Below are 17,988 nucleotides of genomic sequence, written 5' to 3'. Positions count from 1 at the left end.
GAGGAAGAAAAAACAATGTCGGTGAAAAAACGCGGTTTGGGTCGAGGTCTGGATGCCTTGTTGAGTTCAGCAAAACCTGCTGCTTTGCAATCAGCTCAGCCTGAAGTCACGCAAACCCAGGGCACCGAGCGTGCCGTTGAACCCGATCAGACGACGCAAAGCCATGAGGTGACCGATCAGGAATTACAGCGGTTGCCCATTGAGTATTTGCAGCGTGGTAAATATCAACCGCGCAAAGATATGTCTGAACAGGCACTTGAAGAGCTGGCCAGCTCAATTCGGGCCCAGGGGGTATTACAGCCAATCGTGGTACGTCCGATAGCAGAAAATCAGTTTGAGATCATCGCGGGTGAGCGACGCTGGCGTGCGGCCCAACTGGCTGAGCTGGACGTGGTGCCTTGCATCATTAAAGATGTTGCCGATGAAGCGGCGGTGGCCATTGCCCTGATTGAGAACATTCAGCGTGAAGATCTCAATGCCATGGAAGAAGCGGTCGCACTCGACAGATTACTCAATGAGTTTGAACTGACGCATCAGCAGGTCGCTGACGCCGTAGGCAAATCACGAACCACAGTGACCAATTTACTTCGTCTCAATAATCTCAATGATGATGTAAAAATCTTGTTGGAGCATGGTGATATTGAAATGGGCCACGCTCGTTGTCTGCTGGCATTGACCGGCGAGCAGCAATCTGAAGCTGCCAGAACAGCTGTCGCCAAAGGGCTGACAGTGCGCGAGACTGAGAAATTAGTGCGCGCGATGCTAGAGCCTGTGGAGCAAAAACCAGCAAAAGAGAAAGATCCGGACGTTAAACTGCTTGAGCAACAACTGGCAGAGAACCTGGGAGCCAAAGTGGAGATAAATTATAACCAAAAAGGCAAAGGTAAGCTGGTGATTTCTTATGCAAATTTAGACGAATTAGACGGAATTTTGGGGCGTATCCAGCCCGATTTTCAACAACCCTCCTAAAGTTACCTTCTGAGGCGAAATGGGCGCTCGAAAAGCGTTACATTTCGTCTCGTCAAGTTGCAAATTGAGCAGAAATAAGTATAATTTCGCCAGTTTTCTAGCCCTGATAAAATTTAGCGTCATTAAGGTTAAATATAAGTGACTCATTCGTTAGCAAGCCCATATCGGCGTGCCGCATTAAAAGGTGTTTTGTATCAGGGTCTCGTAGCTATCATTGCTGCAGTAATAGTTTTTATTGGTTGGGGAGTGGAAGCAGGCCTGTCGGCGTTGGCTGGCGGTGCGGTGCTGGTACTCCCTAATTTTGTATTTGCCGCTTATGCATTCCGATTTATGGGTGCGAGTAAGGCAAATCAAGTGTATTCCTCACTAAAACGAGGAAACGGATTAAAATTTTTGCTAACTGTTGTGCTTTTTGCGCTGATTTTTAAGCATTTTTCAGTGGTTATGTTGCCGTTTTTCGGCACTTATATGCTGGTGATGCTGACACAATGGTTGGTTCTGATTTTTTTTAATCATTAACTTTTAGGATAAAACAATGGCTGCAGAAGAAGTGACTCTATCGAGCCATATTCAGCACCACTTGACCAATGCCAAGATGTGTTCGACCGATGCCGGTCTGGCCTTCAATAAAGCATGTGCGGACAGTGGTTTCTGGACATGGCATATAGATACCCTCGCATGGTCCATCGGTTTAGGTCTTATATTCTTATGGATCTTCCGAAGTGCCGCTAAAAAATCCACCACAGGCGTTCCTGGTAAATTCCAGTGCTTTATTGAAATGGTTGTTGAGCTCGTTGGTGATAACGTGCGAGACACTTACCATGGCAATAGCAAACTGATCGCGCCTTTGGCCCTGACTATCTTTGTCTGGGTGTTCTTAATGAACTTGATGGATTTGGTTCCTGTTGACTTCCTACCTGCTTTCGCCGGCTTCGTTGGTGAGCAAGCATTTGGTATGGACCCACATGATGTTTACATGAAGATTGTACCTACCACAGACGTGAATATGACTGCTGCTCTGGCATTGGGCGTATTTATTCTGATGATCGGGTATTCAATCCGTATCAAAGGTCTGGGCGGCTTCATTGGTGAGCTTACGCTGCACCCGTTCAGCTCTAAGAACAAATTAGTGATGGTTATCCTGATCCCATGTAACTTGCTACTTGAAACAATCGCGCTGGTTGCTAAGCCTTTCTCGCTGGCACTGCGTTTGTTCGGTAACTTGTATGCAGGTGAGATGATCTTCATCCTGATCGGTGCAATCGGCCTGATGCAGCTTCCACTGCACTTTGTATGGGCTGTGTTCCACATCATGGTAATCGTACTGCAAGCATTCGTATTTATGATGCTGACGATCGTTTACCTCAGCATGGCTAGCACAAAAAGCCACTAATTAGCTGAAAGAAAAGAATTTTTTAAACTTTAACTTTAATTTACTATTGAAACTTTGGAGATAAAAATGGAAATCGCAGTTGCTATTAAACTTATCGCTGTTGCTCTACTAATCGGTTTTGGTGCAATCGGTACTGCACTAGGCTTCGGTAACATGGGTGGTAAGTTCCTAGAAGCATGTGCTCGTCAGCCTGAGCTTGCGCCTCAACTACAAGTTAAAATGTTCATCCTAGCTGGTCTTATCGATGCCGTAGCAATGATCGGTGTAGGTATTGCTATGTACATGTTGTTCGCTCTTTAATATTGCAAAATACCTGAAACGAACAACTGTCAAGTAAGGAGGAGCGGTCGTGAACTTAAACGCCACTCTAATAGGTGAATTAATCGCATTTGTGGTCTTCGTATGGTTCTGTATGAAGTTCGTATGGCCACCACTAAATGGTGCGATTGAAGCTCGCCAGAAGAAAATCGAAGATGGATTAGCTGCCTCTGACAAAGCTGAAAAAGATCTTGAGCTAGCGCGCGAAAAAGCGGCTGAAGAACTGAAAGAAGCGAAAACTCAGGCTAGTGAGATCATCGAACAAGCTAAAAAGCGTGCAACGCTGATTGTTGACGAAGAGACAACTCGTGGTCAGCAAGAGCGTGAGAAAATCATTGCTCAGGGACACTCTGAGATCGAATCTGAGCGCAACCGCGTGAAAGAAGAGCTACGTCAACAAGTAGCGACTCTGGCTGTGGTTGGTGCAGAGAAGATTTTAGAGCGTGAAATCGACCAAGCCGCACACAGTGACATCGTTGAAAAACTTGTCGCTGAGCTTTAAGTAGAGGGTATGAGCATGTCTGAATTGACTACTATCGCTCGCCCATACGCTAAAGCGGCTTTTGAACTTGCCGTTGAGAAAGGCACAGTTGAAGCTTGGAATGAAATGCTGTTCTTCGCAGGCCAGGTGGCCCGCGATGAACAGGTTCAGGCGCTGTTAGGTGGCATTGCCACTGAAGCAGAGCAGTCTGATGTATTCATCAAGCTATGCGCTGAGCAACTCAACGAACAAGGCCAAAACCTTATCAAGCTGATGGCCGAAAATGAGCGTTTAGCCGCCATGCCAGCTGTTGCAGACTTGTTTGCTGAATTAAAAGCAGACTATGACAAAGAAATCGACGTTAACGTCGTTTCAGCAGCAGCGCTTGCCGAAGATGCGCAAGCAAAATTGGTCGCGGCACTTGAGAAACGTTTCGCACGCAAAGTTAAGCTGAATTGTAGCATCGACGAAACCATCGTAAGTGGTCTGGTCATTAAAGCCGGCGATACCGTTATCGACGGGTCTATTCGCGGCAAGTTAGATCGTCTTGTGACGACGCTACAATCGTAATTGGGAAAAAGAGCATGCAACTTAATTCCACAGAAATTTCTGCACTGATCAAGCAACGCATTGAGCAGTTTGAAGTTGTAAGTGAAGCGCGTAACGAAGGTACTATCGTATCTGTTACCGACGGTATCATCCGCATCCACGGTCTTGCTGACTGTATGCAGGGTGAGATGATCGAGCTTCCTGGCAACCGTTATGCTATCGCATTGAACCTTGAGCGCGACTCAGTAGGTGCGGTAGTAATGGGTCCATACGCTGACCTTAAAGAAGGCGTAAAAGTTAAATCAACAGGTCGTATCCTTGAAGTACCAGTAGGCCGTGGTCTGCTAGGTCGTGTTGTAAACACACTAGGTGAGCCGATTGACGGTAAAGGCGCGGTAGACAACGATGGTTTTGAGCCAGTTGAAAAAATCGCACCGGGCGTAATCGAGCGTCAATCAGTAGACGAGCCAGTACAAACTGGTTATAAGTCTATCGACTCTATGATCCCAGTTGGTCGTGGTCAGCGTGAGCTAGTGATCGGTGACCGTCAGACTGGTAAAACAGCACTGGCTATCGATGCTATCATCAACCAAAAAGACACAGGCGTTAAGTGTGTGTACGTTGCGGTTGGTCAAAAAGCCTCTACCATTGCTAACGTAGTACGTAAACTAGAAGAGCACGGCGCGCTTGAGAACACCATTGTTGTTGTTGCTTCAGCCTCTGAGTCTGCTGCACTGCAATTCCTGGCTCCGTTCTCTGGTTGTACTATGGGTGAATACTTCCGTGACCGTGGTGAAGACGCGCTAATCGTATATGATGACCTGTCTAAGCAAGCTGTTGCTTACCGTCAGATCTCACTACTACTTAAGCGTCCGCCGGGCCGTGAAGCTTACCCAGGTGACGTATTCTACCTTCACTCACGTCTGCTAGAGCGTGCATCACGTGTTAACGCTGATTACGTTGAGAAATACACTAACGGTGAAGTGAAAGGTCAAACAGGTTCATTGACGGCATTGCCAATCATTGAAACTCAAGGTGGTGACGTTTCTGCATTCGTACCTACCAACGTTATCTCAATCACCGACGGTCAGATCTTCCTAGAAACTGACTTGTTCAACGCAGGTATCCGTCCAGCGGTTAACGCTGGTATCTCGGTATCTCGTGTAGGTGGTGCAGCGCAAACTAAAATCGTTAAGAAACTAGGTGGTGGTATCCGTCTAGCGCTAGCTCAGTACCGTGAACTAGCGGCGTTCTCTCAGTTCGCTTCTGACCTTGACGATGCAACACGTGCCCAGCTTGAGCACGGTGAGCGCGTAACAGAGCTAATGAAGCAGAAACAGTACGCACCAATGTCTGTTGCTGACATGTCTCTGTCTCTATTCGCTGTTGAGAAAGGCTACCTGAAAGACATCGAAATCAACAAAGTACTTGATTTTGAAGCAAGCCTTATCGCATTCGCGAAAAGCGAATACGCAGCGCTAATGACTCAAATCAATGAAACTGGTAACTACAACGCCGAGATCGAAGCGCAGCTGAAAGAACTTCTTGAGAAGTTCAAGTCTACGCAAACTTGGTAATGTGTTATGAAGGTGAGTAGTTAGCTACTCACCCAGATTCGGAGAAAGAGTCATGGCCAGCGGAAAAGAGATAAAAAGCAAGATCGGGAGTATCAAGAATACTCAAAAGATCACCAGCGCAATGGAGATGGTTGCCGCTTCTAAAATGAAGAAGGCACAGGAACGCGTCGCGTCCAGCCGCCCATACGCTGAAAACTTACGCAAAGTGATCGGTCGTATTGCTCAGGCTAACCTTGACTTCCAACACCCGTTCTTAATCGAACGTGAGGTGAAGCGAGTAGGTTACATTGTTATCTCTACTGACCGTGGTCTTTGTGGCGGCTTGAACTCAAACGAGTTTAAGCGTGTAGCGAAAGACGTTAAAGCGTGGAAAGAAAAGGGTGTTGATGCAACATTTGCAACACTGGGTGGCAAAGCTGCCGGTTTCTTTAAACGTTTTGGCGGTGAGCTTGAAGCCAAAAAAGCCGGGTTAGGAGATGCGCCTTCTGTTCAGGACGTAATCGGTCCTGTATCTGTGATGCTAAAAGCATACGAAGAAGGCAAAATTGATCGCTTATTCGTTGTGTACAACAACTTTGTCAACACAATGAAGCAAGAGCCTGTTATCGATCAGTTATTACCTTTGCCAAAAGCTGAAGAAGAAGTATCAGCTCACGCTTGGGATTACTTATATGAGCCAAACCCAGAGGCGATTCTAGAGACACTACTAGTGCGCTTTATTGAGTCTCAGGTTTACCAAGGTGTAGTTGAGAATGCTGCCTCTGAGCAAGCTGCCCGTATGGTTGCGATGAAAGCCGCAACAGATAACGCAGGTGGCCTGATTGATGAGTTACAGCTGGTATACAACAAGGCGCGTCAGGCTGCAATCACACAAGAGATCAGTGAGATTGTATCTGGTTCAGCTGCCGTGTAACGCTTCGGCAAAGTTTAACGAGAGGAATAGACATGAGTTTAGGTAAGGTCGTCCAAATTATCGGCGCCGTTGTGGACATCGAGTTCCCACAAGACAACGTGCCAGCCGTATATGACGCACTAAAAGTTACAGAAGGCGACCTGGCTGGTTTGACACTAGAAGTGCAACAGCAGCTAGGTGGCGGTGTGGTACGTGGTATCGCACTAGGTAGTACTGACGGTCTGCGCCGTGGTACTTCAGTAGAAGGTACAGCTGAGCCAATTAAGGTGCCAGTTGGTACAGCAACACTTGGTCGTATCATGAACGTACTGGGTGACGCAATTGATGAAGCCGGCCCAATCGGTGAAGAAGAGCGTTGGTCAATCCACCGCGCTGCACCTTCATACGAAGAGCAAAGCAGCTCAGTTGAGCTACTTGAAACAGGTATCAAGGTAATCGACCTTGTATGTCCGTTCGCGAAGGGTGGTAAAGTTGGTCTGTTCGGTGGTGCCGGTGTAGGTAAAACCGTAAACATGATGGAACTTATCCGTAACATCGCAATCGAACACAGCGGTTACTCTGTATTCGCCGGTGTTGGTGAGCGTACTCGTGAGGGTAATGACTTCTACCATGAGATGAACGACTCAAACGTACTAGACAAAGTATCGCTAGTATACGGTCAGATGAACGAGCCACCGGGTAACCGTCTGCGTGTTGCTCTGACTGGTCTGACTATGGCAGAGAAGTTCCGTGACGAAGGTCGTGACGTACTGTTCTTCGTAGATAACATCTACCGTTACACGCTGGCGGGTACTGAGGTATCTGCACTACTGGGCCGTATGCCTTCAGCGGTAGGTTACCAGCCAACTCTTGCAGAAGAGATGGGTGTACTACAGGAGCGTATCGCGTCAACTAAGACTGGTTCAATCACGTCAATTCAGGCCGTATACGTACCTGCGGATGACTTGACTGACCCGTCACCAGCAACGACGTTTGCGCACCTTGACGCAACGGTTGTACTTTCACGTGACATCGCATCTCTTGGTATCTACCCTGCGGTAGACCCACTGGATTCAACTTCTCGTCAGCTTGACCCGCTAGTCATCGGTAACGAGCACTACGAGACTGCACGTGGCGTTCAGACTGTACTTCAGCGTTATAAAGAGCTGAAAGACATCATCGCGATCCTAGGTATGGACGAGCTATCTGACGAAGATAAGCAAGTTGTATCTCGTGCACGTAAAATCCAGCGTTTCCTGTCTCAGCCGTTCTTCGTTGCTGAGGTATTCACAGGTGCTCCTGGTAAATACGTTTCACTGAAAGACACTATCTCTGGCTTCAAAGGCATCTTAAACGGTGAATACGATGACATGCCAGAGCAGGCTTTCTACATGGTTGGCTCAATCGACGAAGCGATCGAAAAAGCCAAAAACATGTAATTAGGGGGTTGTTATGGCAATGACAGTACGCCTTGACGTAGTAAGCGCTGAAAAGAGTCTGTACTCTGGTGACGTGACTGCGATCCAAGTGACAGGTAGTGAAGGTGAGCTGGGTATTCACCCGGGTCACGCGCCACTGCTGACTGGCCTAAAACCTGGTATGGTACGTTTAGTAACAGAAGACAAAACTGAAGAGTTTATCTATGTTGCAGGCGGTACGCTGGAAGTTCAACCACAGACCGTAACTGTCCTTGCTGACGTTGCGATCCGTGCCGATGAGCTTGACGAGCAAGCTGCTGAAGAAGCTAAACGTGAAGCGCAGGCGCAACTGGCTTCAGGCACCGCAGGCGAGCTGGATTACCAGCAAGCAGCGATGCAGCTTGAAGAAGCCCTTGCCCAGCTACGTCTTCTACGCCAGCTGCGCAAATAAGCAGCCACCTATCTGGTTTAAAAAACCCACGCATCGCGTGGGTTTTTTTATGCCCGAAATTTACAGTTCAAAGAAGCATTCACTAGGTAATACCAATTTCACTTAATACCAGTCCAATTTGACGGAGCAAATATGACGCTAATGGTGTTAAAAATTTCTCATTTAGAACCTTTACCTAAGGCATAGTTCGCAAACTTTTGCTTCGCCTACACAGATGTAGGTGCCTCAGCGATAGCAAGACACGGACGCGAGAGTGGTGTTATCGACCTCATTTTCTCACTTCAAAATAGAACGCTTAATTAAGCAAATTGGTACAAAGTACTTTGAACACCTGAATACGAAGTGTTGCTATTAAATTAGATGACTTTAGGGCTTCTATCTGTAAAGTAATAAGTATGGAAGCGAGAGCTGAACCAAGGTTTTCTATTGTTTTTATTAGGGGTACAATGGTCGTGCGCCTTTCAATGAAACAGAGTGTTTAACTCTTTAATATTTTGCTTTAATATTGCAAATAGCGAATTGCTGTTACTGGGTTCTGGTATGTTGTTTTAAGACAATGTGTGTTGCCTGCGTTTTACCACTAAATGAAACGCCTACCAAGAGAACGATTCAGTATGGTGAGTAACTTTGACGCGATTTTTACACGCTTTAATAACTGACTTCGCGCAAGCGAAAAATACAAGAGACTGATATAAAGCAGTTAAAATATGAATGAAGTGAATTTTTCAAGGGCTGTGAAAGAAGTCAAATTTGGGGCCTGGACATTAGATCCGAAACGACAAACCATCACTGACGGTGACGTTACCAGAGAGCTTGAACCGCTATTATTTAAAATCCTCTGCTACTTAATTTTGAATAATGACCAGATTATTACTCGCGACGATTTGGTAAACGATGTCTGGTGTCAAAATTATGTGGATAACAATGCCATTAACCGAGCAATGTCCGAGTTACGCAAAGTACTCAAGTCAGATAAACAAAGAGGCTTGGTTGTTAAGACACATTACCGTAAGGGTTATAGTTTTTTCCTTGATCCTGAGATTATCTATCAGGATATTATTCCACAGGCCAGTGTAACCCCTGTCGCAAAGGTGCAACCTAAGGTCACACCACAGCAGAAGGCACCAGAAAAGGCCACTTTTAAATTTAACGGGCTGCGCACAGCTTCTTTTCTGATTGCTCTGGTGATGGTTGTGGCGGGTGTAGGGTTCTTATCGCCTACCTTTAACCTGAACTCGGATGCGCCGAATGCTCAGTCTGCCACCTTAGAGCAAGTGAAATATACAGAAGAGCTGTTGTCATGGATGCCAGGACGGTATATGGAATCCAGGGTATCTCCCAATAAGGAGTTTGTCGCCTTTTCATTTGTTCCAGAAGGCTTGTCTCACCAAAGCTTAGTGGTGAAAAATCTGAAGACCGGACTTGAGAGAAAAACCGGTGATTTAGGCATTGATTATTACCCTTTAGGCTGGTCAGTCGATTCGTCTAAGCTTTTCTACCGTCTGACAGAAGAAGACAAATGTGAAATTTGGGTGGTCGACCGGGATTTTACGAGTAACAACCGCTATTTATTTGACTGTACAAGCTCTATTGAGTTCGGTGCAGGTGCAGGTGGAGACTCGTTTGTTTACTCAAAATTCAACTATCGAGGGCGCGATCAGCTGTCTGTTCTGATGAACTATAACTTAGAAACGGGTGAAGAATTTCAGTTAACTTCTCCAAATTTAAACTCGTATGGGGACTTATTTCTGCTTTTCGAACCTTCTAACGAAACCGTCTTTTTTACTCGTCGTCAATATGATGCCCATGAGTTATATATGACAGATCTTGAGGGTAGCTACCAAACAAAACTGTATGAATCGAAAACCCCCATCTGGGCTGTGAGCTATGAAGGTGAATCCAACACTTTAAGGTGGTTTTGCAATGCAACAAACCAATTGTTCGAGTTTTCTTTAGATGATTCACGCTTGACCAATAAAGTGCAGTTTGTTGATAGCGGAAACTATGCAAGCCCTTTTCCACTATCAAAAGAGCAGATGATTGCAGTAAGCTACCCGTATAAACATGATATCTATGAGTTTGACTTGGTACAAAAAGGGCTAAGCCCGACTCTGCTTAGTGAAGATATTAAGTTTTCTGGTTTTATCAAAAATGAAAAAGTGCATTATCTGGCTTTAGAGCACGAGAAATGGGTGCTAAAGACGGTATCTGATGCTGGTGAGCCAAGCATTATTTCAACCATTGGTAGTCCGTACGACAGTTTTCCATCTGTTAACTACGATGCTGGTTCTGGGCAGACAATATTACGCTCAGCGAACAAAGTATTGGTATTTGACAACAGCTATACTCAGACTCACCTAATTGAAACAGAAAATACGATTTTATCTGCTGAGTTCCTATTAAACGGTGACATAGGCTATGTCGTGGTTGACGAGAATCAAAAGAAGAATGAAGTCTACATTTATTCTCTGGAAACTGAGCAGTCGAGAAAGTTGCCTATAGAAGATGCGGTTTGGTTTACACAGCTCAGCGACAACCGGCTTGTTTATCGCTCTAACACCAGTGCACTGAATTATTTTGACCTTACTTCGGGTGTCATAAGCAAAGGGTTACAATTGCCTGAAAGCACCTATGGGCACTTACTGGCGCTTGGTGGAGGCAATTTATATTACTCAAATGGAAAACAGGTTTATCGGATCATTGATAATGAGCGGGAGTTGCTCATGGAGCTCAATGGTAAAACCGCTTTTTCCATGCGCTATGCTGAAGATCGTCAATCATTGGTTTTTACCACGTTTGAAGAATCAAGCAATCACCTGCTTCAGTTACATGCTGATTCTTCTCCCAGTCCTTTGTAATCTTGCCCTCTATAGTAACAGCATAATCACAACATAATCTGGTTGTGCTGTTACTGCTTCAGCACTTAAACATCTAAAGTAATACCCACTATTTGAATTGTGACTAAATTTACCCTATCAATCGACTCTGTATCTGTCTCGTACTTACGATGCCACAGCCTCCTCACTAAAGAACTTTATCTTTCAGCCGAGCAATTCCATATTTGGCAAGCCAGTGGCTTTTCTGAGTGTTTAGTTAAGTATGCTCTGGAGGGATCCGTGCATGTTATCTATGGATTCTAATGCAGGATGAGCTAAGGGAAGTTGTCAAGAGAGTACATCCCTTATATAAGTTTCTGTTCAGCTTATGGTGAGCAAGTTCTTATCATTCGTGGATATGTAAAATAAATGCATATATAACAATGTCTTAATCTTGAAGGTTATGGCATTCAGATAAGCTTTGATAACTTCTCATATCATTATCCTTGGGGTACAGTTTAATCATCAACACAGTATAAGCCTACTCACAAGCAGAACTACTTTGAGACGGGCACTAATAAATATAAATATAAATTGGCCTCCATAAACGGCCTGGCTCTGGGAGAATCAAAATGGGATTCAAAGTAAAGAAAAAAGAATTGAAAAGTCTGTGTGGGAAACAAGTATTGAGTGCAGAGCGTACAAAGCATATTGCTGCAGGCGCGAATGATGATTCATTACAATATTCATTGATTACCAAGACAAGTGTTTTGCCTTGTCCATAGCAATAGCAACAAGTTCAGACACAATAAATATAAGCAACTTTTTAAATTACTCAACTCTGGGAGAGTGGATATGAAATTCAAAGTGAATAAAAAAGAACTTAAAAGCCTATCTGAAAAAAATGTACTGACTACAGGACACACAAAAGAAGTGGCCGGAGGACAATATCTACAGTATTCACTGATTACCAAAACCAGTGTATCACCAGTAACAGACTAATTACATCTAGTTAAATATAAGGGCATGGATGAAGTTTAAATTACTATCAATAGGGGTGTTTGCCTTGTTACCGACATCGGCATTGCCCCAAAGTCTCGCTGGCAAATTGATGATCAGTACCCCTGGTCAGCAGTATCATTTTGCCACCTCAAGCGGAAAGGCATTGCGGCATTTAGTAAAACAGGGTGAACTTGTTTTGAAAGGGGAGCCTGTGATTAGTTACCAAGACTCTACACACAACCATACTAAACAGGTTGTGGCTGATTCTGAGGGGATTGTCACTGAGCTGACTAGAGGACCTCTGGTCTCGAAAGGAGATTTACTTGCTAAACTGCTCAGTCCTACTTTGTTAGGGACCTTTGAGCCTGCCAACGCGATTAACAACACGCCAAATGTACTGTGGCTTTGTGATGCCGGGCAGGCATTTAAAGTTAAAGTGAGCTATGAAAGTAAAAGTATGCTGTTCATCACACTGCAACTCAATGAATATGTCACTAAAGTCAGTGATACGTTCAAGGGCGCCAAAAGCACAACGCTTTTCACTGATAAAGAACAGTGTGTGGATTTACTAACAAAAAATGAGGTATTAAAGAAATTGCCCTAAGCATGGCGGTGCCTCGGGCATACATATGCGAGAAATGCAGATGTAATAAGGAAATTTCATACTACAGTGGATATTTTAAAAATACAATGCTTGATTTCGTATTATTGAACCAACCCAACAACTCTGAGTCCTGCAACGAAAACCTCAAGCCACCTATCGTAACGCTTTCCCCCGGCGCTATGTGTGGCTCATGATATGCCTGATATAAAACTCCAATTGATTAATTAGTCTGCCAAAGTTAAGTCATAATTCCTTTTCTATCAGCTATAAACGCCTTTGCCTGAACTTGTTCTTCGGGAGTGATTAGCTTGTTTGTGTGTTCTTTGTGGGGTGTCCTTATGGCTATACTCCCCTGTCAAAATGGCCTTTTCTGTTTTGCTGTAGCCAACTAATCGGTGTTTGCTTTTGTCGTATTTTGTACTGTCGGATTAGCCTGGTGTGTGGCGCCATTTTAGGCTGATTAAATGAATCGGGCGCAGCATTGACGCACAGTAAAGTTAGCTTTTTATCTTTTTTTCAGGGTTATAGAATCATTAATTGGCGTTAAGGTTACAGGCAACGGAGTCACAAGCTTACATAGTATTTATGTCCTGGCTCTGGTTAAGCACGTTGCTCCAAAAATAAAACACCAGGCTACATTGAGTGCCGCATTATCGACTCGAGCAGAATCAAGATCTTCTAACTGCCTGCTATCCACATGCTGACCTTTAAACCCGATTAAAAATACAATGATACTCGAAGTAGTCGCTTATATCCCAATAATTATCCGTTTTAAAATGTTGATTTTAATCGTTATATTTGATTTTTGCTAAGTTTGAATTCTACTTTTGGGTACCGCATTATGGGTGTCACACAAACAGCGCCTTCCTCTGTAAATGGCGGCACTGAATTCCAAATAAGAATTAAATGGAGCGATACCCGATGACATTAAGAGAGTTCTTTGAGCGTTATTACGAAATCATTTGTTCGGGCAATCTCGATGATCTGGACGCGTTTTATCACGCAGGTTCAGCGGTTATGGCTGGCGCCAAGTCACAATTTGAAACTATGCGTAAACAGCTGGATTTTCAAATGACGTTGACTCATGTTGAGTTGCTGGCTAAGCGTGATGATCTGTTGATAGTGCGGGACGAGATGACGATTCAGGGTGAAAAAGACGGGCAAAACCTCGAGAAACGTTCCGAGAATATTCATTCGCTGGCCAAAGAAGCGGGCCAATGGCGGATCTTTTCGACTGCAAACTTTCCTGGTGAGGCTGGGTAACTATGTCTGGTTTATTTAGAAAAGAGGCCATTGAGCATCAAGGGCAAAAGTTGGATGGAGAGGTATCCATTGCAACACACATGTCATTTAACTGGATCTTATTGGTTATTCTGCTGACGGTTGTGATTGGTCTCACCTATCTGGTAGTCGGCGAATATCACAGAAAAGAAATCGTTGCAGGGTACCTGAGGCCTACGGATGGCCTCAGTAAAGTCTATCCGCTAGGCCAGGGTGTGATTGACGAAGTTTTTGTAGAGGAAGGACAGGAAGTTGAAAAAGGTCAGTTGCTAGCGCGAGTGAGGATGGAACGGATCCTGACATCGGGTAGTGATATGAACGAGGCCATTTTAGCGGAACTTATTAAACAAAAAGACCTGATCAAGAAAAATATTGAGAATCAGGCGCAACTGGCAAAAGTTAGTAAGGAAAAATTAGACTCTCAGATCACCAATATGACCTTCCAGCTCGAGCAAGCAAAAAAGCAGCACGCACTGTTAACTCAGCGTGTCGAGCTCAGTGAAAAGCGTTATCGAGATACACAAGCGCTGATCAAAAAAGATTTTGTTTCCCAGTCAGATGTGGAGAGTGTTCGAGATGCCATGTTGGTATTACAACAACAAGCAGAAGATCTGGAAGGGCGTGTACTCAGCCAGCAGGAATCACTCAGCCAGCTGCGTCTTGAACGCCAGCAGTTGCCATTAACACTGCAAGAAACTGAAGCACAGTTAAGGAGTCAACTGGCGAATATTAATCAACAGATCACTCAAGCCAGTGCCCAGCAAAGCTATGACGTAAGGAGCCACAGAAGTGGCCGGGTGAGCAGTCTCATGGTGAAACCAGGCATGATTGCCAAAAGTACCAGTCCGCTGATGACGGTATTACCTCAAAATGCCGCATTGGAAGCTGTGCTGCTGGTACCGTCCCGGGCATTTGGTTTTGTGCAGGAAGGTCAGAATACAAGGATCCGTTATCAAGCGTTTCCGTACGCCCGATTTGGTATCTACGAAGGTACAATTTCGAGTGTTTCCAAATCAATCTTGCTACCTAATGAAACAAGTCTGCCTGTGGTTTTACGAGAGCCAGCTTATCAAGTGGTGGTATCACTAAAAGAACAACATGCTAAGGCGTATGGTGCATCAGTTCCATTACAGGCAGGCATGCTGCTGGAAGCCGACATTATGGTCGACAAACGGACTTTATTTGAATGGTTATTTGAACCTCTTTACAGCATCAAAGGAGCAATCTAATGGAAAATCCTATGCACTTACTCCGATTTAGCGGTGCCAAACGGTTGCCTGTTATTTTGCAAACCGAGGCGGCTGAATGCGGACTTGCCAGTCTCGCCATGGTTGCTGCTTTTCACGGATACAAAACTGATCTGACAACATTACGTCAGACCCATGAAATTTCATTGAAAGGGGCAAACCTTGAAGAGCTGATGCAAATTGCAGACAAGCTTAATTTAAGCTCCCGGGCACTGCGATTAGACTTGGAGCATCTGCCGCAATTAAAAACGCCCTGCATTTTGCACTGGGATATGAATCACTTTGTTGTTCTTAAAAAAGTGACAAAGCATGGTGTTGAAATACATGACCCGGGTTTGGGCCATCGCAAATACGCTATGGATGAATTCTCAAAACACTTCACGGGTGTGGCACTGGAGCTGAGTCCAACGGAAGAGTTTAAGTCGGAAGATACTCGAGTCAACCTCAAGCTTTCAGACTTCTGGAGCAAGGTGACGGGTCTTAAATCCACTTTGGGAAAAGTGTTTGTATTGTCTCTGCTGTTACAGGCCTTTGCCATTGCCAGCCCGTATTATATGCAACTAGTAGTCGATGAGGTCATTCTCAGTTTTGATCAGAACTTGTTAGCGATTTTAGCTGTGGGATTTGGCTTATTGATGCTGATAGAAATGGTTACAGGAGCGGTACGAAGTGTGTTACTGCTGCATTTTGGTAATCTGATGAGTATTCAGCTAGGGGCTAACTTATTTCATCATCTGATCCGGTTACCTTTGCAATATTTTGAAAAGCGCCATATCGGTGATGTGGTCTCGCGCTTTGGCTCTTTGCAACAGGTCAAAGATCTGTTGACGAAGGGAGTTATCGAAGCCCTGATTGATGGCGTAATGGCCATTGCAACCTTGATCATGATTTTTCTTTATAGCCCGAAGTTAAGCATTGTCGTCTTAGTGGCGATCACCGTTTATGCCTGCATTCGAATCGCGATGTATCGTCCATTACGTCGTATGTCTGAAGAAGTAATTGTTAATCAGGCTAAAGAGCAGTCCAACTTTATGGAGACTGTGCGAGGTATTCAAACCATTAAACTATTTGGCAGGGAAGTGCAAAGACAAAGTGTTTGGCATAACAAGTATGCGGACAGTCTCAACGCAGGTATTCGCGTTGGGCACTTAAACATTGGCTATGAAGCAATTAATAAGGTGATCTTTGGCTTTGAAAATGTCTTGGTGGTGTATTTTGCCGCGTTGCTGGTTATGGATGGAGATCTGACCGTCGGTATGCTGTTTGCCTTTATGGCGTACAAACGACAATTTGTAGAAAAAATGGCGTCACTGATTGAAAAACTCATCGAATTTAAAATGTTAAGTTTACACTTCAACCGACTTGCTGACATTTCACTGACGGAAAAAGAAGGTGATATGCAAAGTAAAACCAGCAGTGGGGAGATCAGTGGTGAGCTTAAGCTTCAGGATGTGACATATCGTTATAACAGTAAAGAAGCGCCGGTATTCAAGAACCTCAATCTGACCATCAAAGCTGGGGAATCTATAGCAATTGTCGGGCCATCAGGCTGTGGCAAAACGACACTTGCTAAAATTATGCTAGGGCTGTTTGAACCTGAAGCAGGAAAAGTGCAGATTGATGGCACTGACATCAGACAGATAGGCCTATCAAAATATCGCTCTCAGATTGCTGCTGTGATGCAGGATGACCAGCTACTGTCGGGATCCATCGCTGATAACATCTCCTTTTTTGATCCCGAGTTAGATATGCAAAAGGTGGAGTGGGCAGCACAGATTGCCGCGATTGACAAAGACATAATGTCAATGACCATGGGTTACAACACCTTAGTCGGGGATATGGGGGCAGCCCTGTCAGGAGGGCAGATACAGCGATTATTGTTGGCCAGGGCACTATATCGAAAACCCAAAATTCTGTTTATGGACGAAGCTACCAGTAATCTGGATACCAAACTCGAGTTCTCAGTGAATGAAGCTGTGAAGAATCTCGACATTACGCGAATAATCATAGCACACAGGCCCGAAACCATCGCCAGTGCAGACCGAGTCATCGAGTTGAGGTATGGGCAGGCTGTTGCGGTAGATAAGCCTGATATTAGTCTGAGGCGGCCTAAGCCCGTAGATATATCCTTGTGTGTTGATAGTGAGCCATATACTGAAACAGGTGATAAGGGTAATTTTAATTTAGTTTAGTATATTTCTGTTTTTTTATATTTGCGCTTGGTGGATGCGGTTTTATATTGCTGTGCTTTTAATGGTGTCCACCTTGTTTAATTTTTTCTTAAGAAAATAAATTTAAAATTAAGTTGACATTTTATTATTCGCTGTTAACTTATAAATCAAGCTTAAATCTTGGCGGAGATAAGCTTAAATCAAAAAGTGTAATAAGGTTTGCGAGATTTATAATTCCTAAAGTTAAATTAACTTTAACCTTTAGGACTCTCCATAAAGTTTATAGTTTTTAAATAGTGGCTAAAGCACATTTTAATAGAAATTTTTAAGTTTTAAGTTTTAAGTTTTTGTATTTATTTGCTTTTTATTTTTGGGTGTTTGAGGTTTTGTCACTACAGGTTAAGGTTTTTTAAAATATTAATTTTAAAAACACGAAGAGCTGATTGTGATTGTTGTTGGCGGGAATTAGTTTTGATATTCACAGTTTGGCTCAATGTGATTCTTAGTTAAGGAAATGAATATGAATGAACTAGATGAACGTAAATTGAATAGTGTAAATGGGGCAGGTCGTGAATATGATGAACCATGTGATCCAGAACTTTTCTTTAATTAGGAACTGATAAAGTGAAAGAAATACATAATTTACAGGTTGTTTTTGGTGGAAGTTATTGTGAACACTGCGCAGAAGAACTGCGTGAATTAGAAAAAATTATTCCTTGAAAATTAATTTGAATTTTTAATTAAATAATAAAGAAATATAAAGAGAGAAAAATGAAAGAACTAAACGAAACGAATTATGTTGCGGGCGGTACCTGTATT

At 44.0% G+C, this 17,988-nt stretch carries 17 protein-coding genes; all 17 read left to right on the top strand.

Translation table 11 applies throughout. The features are described 5' to 3' along the window. Nucleotides 1-15: 15 nt before the first annotated feature. Nucleotides 16-969, top strand: coding sequence for a ParB/RepB/Spo0J family partition protein (locus tag CWB98_RS17670; protein ID WP_138546056.1), 954 nt, complete (start codon nt 16-18; stop codon nt 967-969). A gap of 138 nt (nt 970-1,107) precedes the next feature. After that, complete coding sequence (locus tag CWB98_RS17665; RefSeq protein WP_010384869.1) at nt 1,108-1,488, top strand: ATP synthase subunit I; 381 nt, start codon at nt 1,108-1,110, stop codon at nt 1,486-1,488. A gap of 16 nt (nt 1,489-1,504) precedes the next feature. Then, nucleotides 1,505-2,362: a F0F1 ATP synthase subunit A gene (atpB, locus tag CWB98_RS17660; RefSeq protein WP_054016190.1), complete on the top strand. Its 858-nt coding sequence runs from the start codon at nt 1,505-1,507 to the stop codon at nt 2,360-2,362. Between the two features lie 66 nt (nt 2,363-2,428). After that, nucleotides 2,429-2,662 carry a F0F1 ATP synthase subunit C gene (atpE, locus tag CWB98_RS17655; RefSeq protein ID WP_008222392.1) on the top strand — a complete coding sequence of 78 codons (234 nt, stop codon included), beginning with the start codon at nt 2,429-2,431 and terminating at the stop codon, nt 2,660-2,662. 49 nt (nt 2,663-2,711) lie between these two features. After that, nucleotides 2,712-3,182, top strand: a complete 471-nt coding sequence (gene atpF / locus CWB98_RS17650) for a F0F1 ATP synthase subunit B (RefSeq protein ID WP_046004732.1) — start codon at nt 2,712-2,714, stop codon at nt 3,180-3,182. A 15-nt stretch (nt 3,183-3,197) separates the two neighbouring features. Then, nucleotides 3,198-3,731, top strand: coding sequence for a F0F1 ATP synthase subunit delta (gene atpH, locus CWB98_RS17645; protein ID WP_046004731.1), 534 nt, complete (start codon nt 3,198-3,200; stop codon nt 3,729-3,731). 14 nt (nt 3,732-3,745) lie between these two features. Next, entirely contained in the window at nt 3,746-5,287 is a 1,542-nt protein-coding gene (atpA, locus tag CWB98_RS17640) for a F0F1 ATP synthase subunit alpha (protein WP_046004730.1), read from the top strand. 52 nt (nt 5,288-5,339) lie between these two features. Beyond that, nucleotides 5,340-6,200, top strand: coding sequence for a F0F1 ATP synthase subunit gamma (atpG, locus tag CWB98_RS17635; protein ID WP_054016188.1), 861 nt, complete (start codon nt 5,340-5,342; stop codon nt 6,198-6,200). A gap of 32 nt (nt 6,201-6,232) precedes the next feature. Further along, on the top strand, nt 6,233-7,618 hold the full coding sequence (atpD, locus tag CWB98_RS17630) for a F0F1 ATP synthase subunit beta (protein WP_010384876.1): 1,386 nt from the start codon (nt 6,233-6,235) through the stop codon (nt 7,616-7,618). A gap of 13 nt (nt 7,619-7,631) precedes the next feature. After that, nucleotides 7,632-8,048 (top strand): F0F1 ATP synthase subunit epsilon, encoded by a 417-nt coding sequence (locus CWB98_RS17625; protein WP_125783170.1) that lies wholly within the window; start codon nt 7,632-7,634, stop codon nt 8,046-8,048. Nucleotides 8,049-8,755: 707 nt separating this feature from the next. Further along, complete coding sequence (locus CWB98_RS17620) at nt 8,756-10,906, top strand: winged helix-turn-helix domain-containing protein (protein ID WP_138546055.1); 2,151 nt, start codon at nt 8,756-8,758, stop codon at nt 10,904-10,906. 590 nt (nt 10,907-11,496) lie between these two features. After that, nucleotides 11,497-11,649, top strand: coding sequence for a hypothetical protein (locus CWB98_RS24015; protein WP_171045695.1), 153 nt, complete (start codon nt 11,497-11,499; stop codon nt 11,647-11,649). Between the two features lie 70 nt (nt 11,650-11,719). Then, the gene (locus tag CWB98_RS24010; protein WP_171045694.1) at nt 11,720-11,866 is read left to right on the top strand and encodes a hypothetical protein; all 147 of its coding nucleotides are present in this window, start codon (nt 11,720-11,722) and stop codon (nt 11,864-11,866) included. A 28-nt stretch (nt 11,867-11,894) separates the two neighbouring features. Continuing rightward, nucleotides 11,895-12,470: a hypothetical protein gene (locus tag CWB98_RS17615; RefSeq protein ID WP_138546054.1), complete on the top strand. Its 576-nt coding sequence runs from the start codon at nt 11,895-11,897 to the stop codon at nt 12,468-12,470. Between the two features lie 921 nt (nt 12,471-13,391). Next, the gene (locus CWB98_RS17610; RefSeq protein ID WP_138546053.1) at nt 13,392-13,733 is read left to right on the top strand and encodes a nuclear transport factor 2 family protein; all 342 of its coding nucleotides are present in this window, start codon (nt 13,392-13,394) and stop codon (nt 13,731-13,733) included. Between the two features lie 2 nt (nt 13,734-13,735). Then, on the top strand, nt 13,736-14,980 hold the full coding sequence (locus tag CWB98_RS17605) for an HlyD family secretion protein (RefSeq protein WP_138546052.1): 1,245 nt from the start codon (nt 13,736-13,738) through the stop codon (nt 14,978-14,980). Further along, nucleotides 14,980-17,190, top strand: coding sequence for a peptidase domain-containing ABC transporter (locus CWB98_RS17600; protein WP_138546051.1), 2,211 nt, complete (start codon nt 14,980-14,982; stop codon nt 17,188-17,190). The genes CWB98_RS17605 and CWB98_RS17600 overlap by 1 nt, the downstream gene beginning before the upstream one ends. Nucleotides 17,191-17,988 lie beyond the last annotated feature (798 nt).

The organism is Pseudoalteromonas rubra, assembly GCF_005887115.1.
Taxonomy (GTDB): Bacteria; Pseudomonadota; Gammaproteobacteria; order Enterobacterales; family Alteromonadaceae; genus Pseudoalteromonas; species Pseudoalteromonas rubra_F.
The sequence above is the reverse complement of the archived record's forward strand: the minus strand, read 5'-3'. Positions and strand labels throughout refer to the sequence as shown.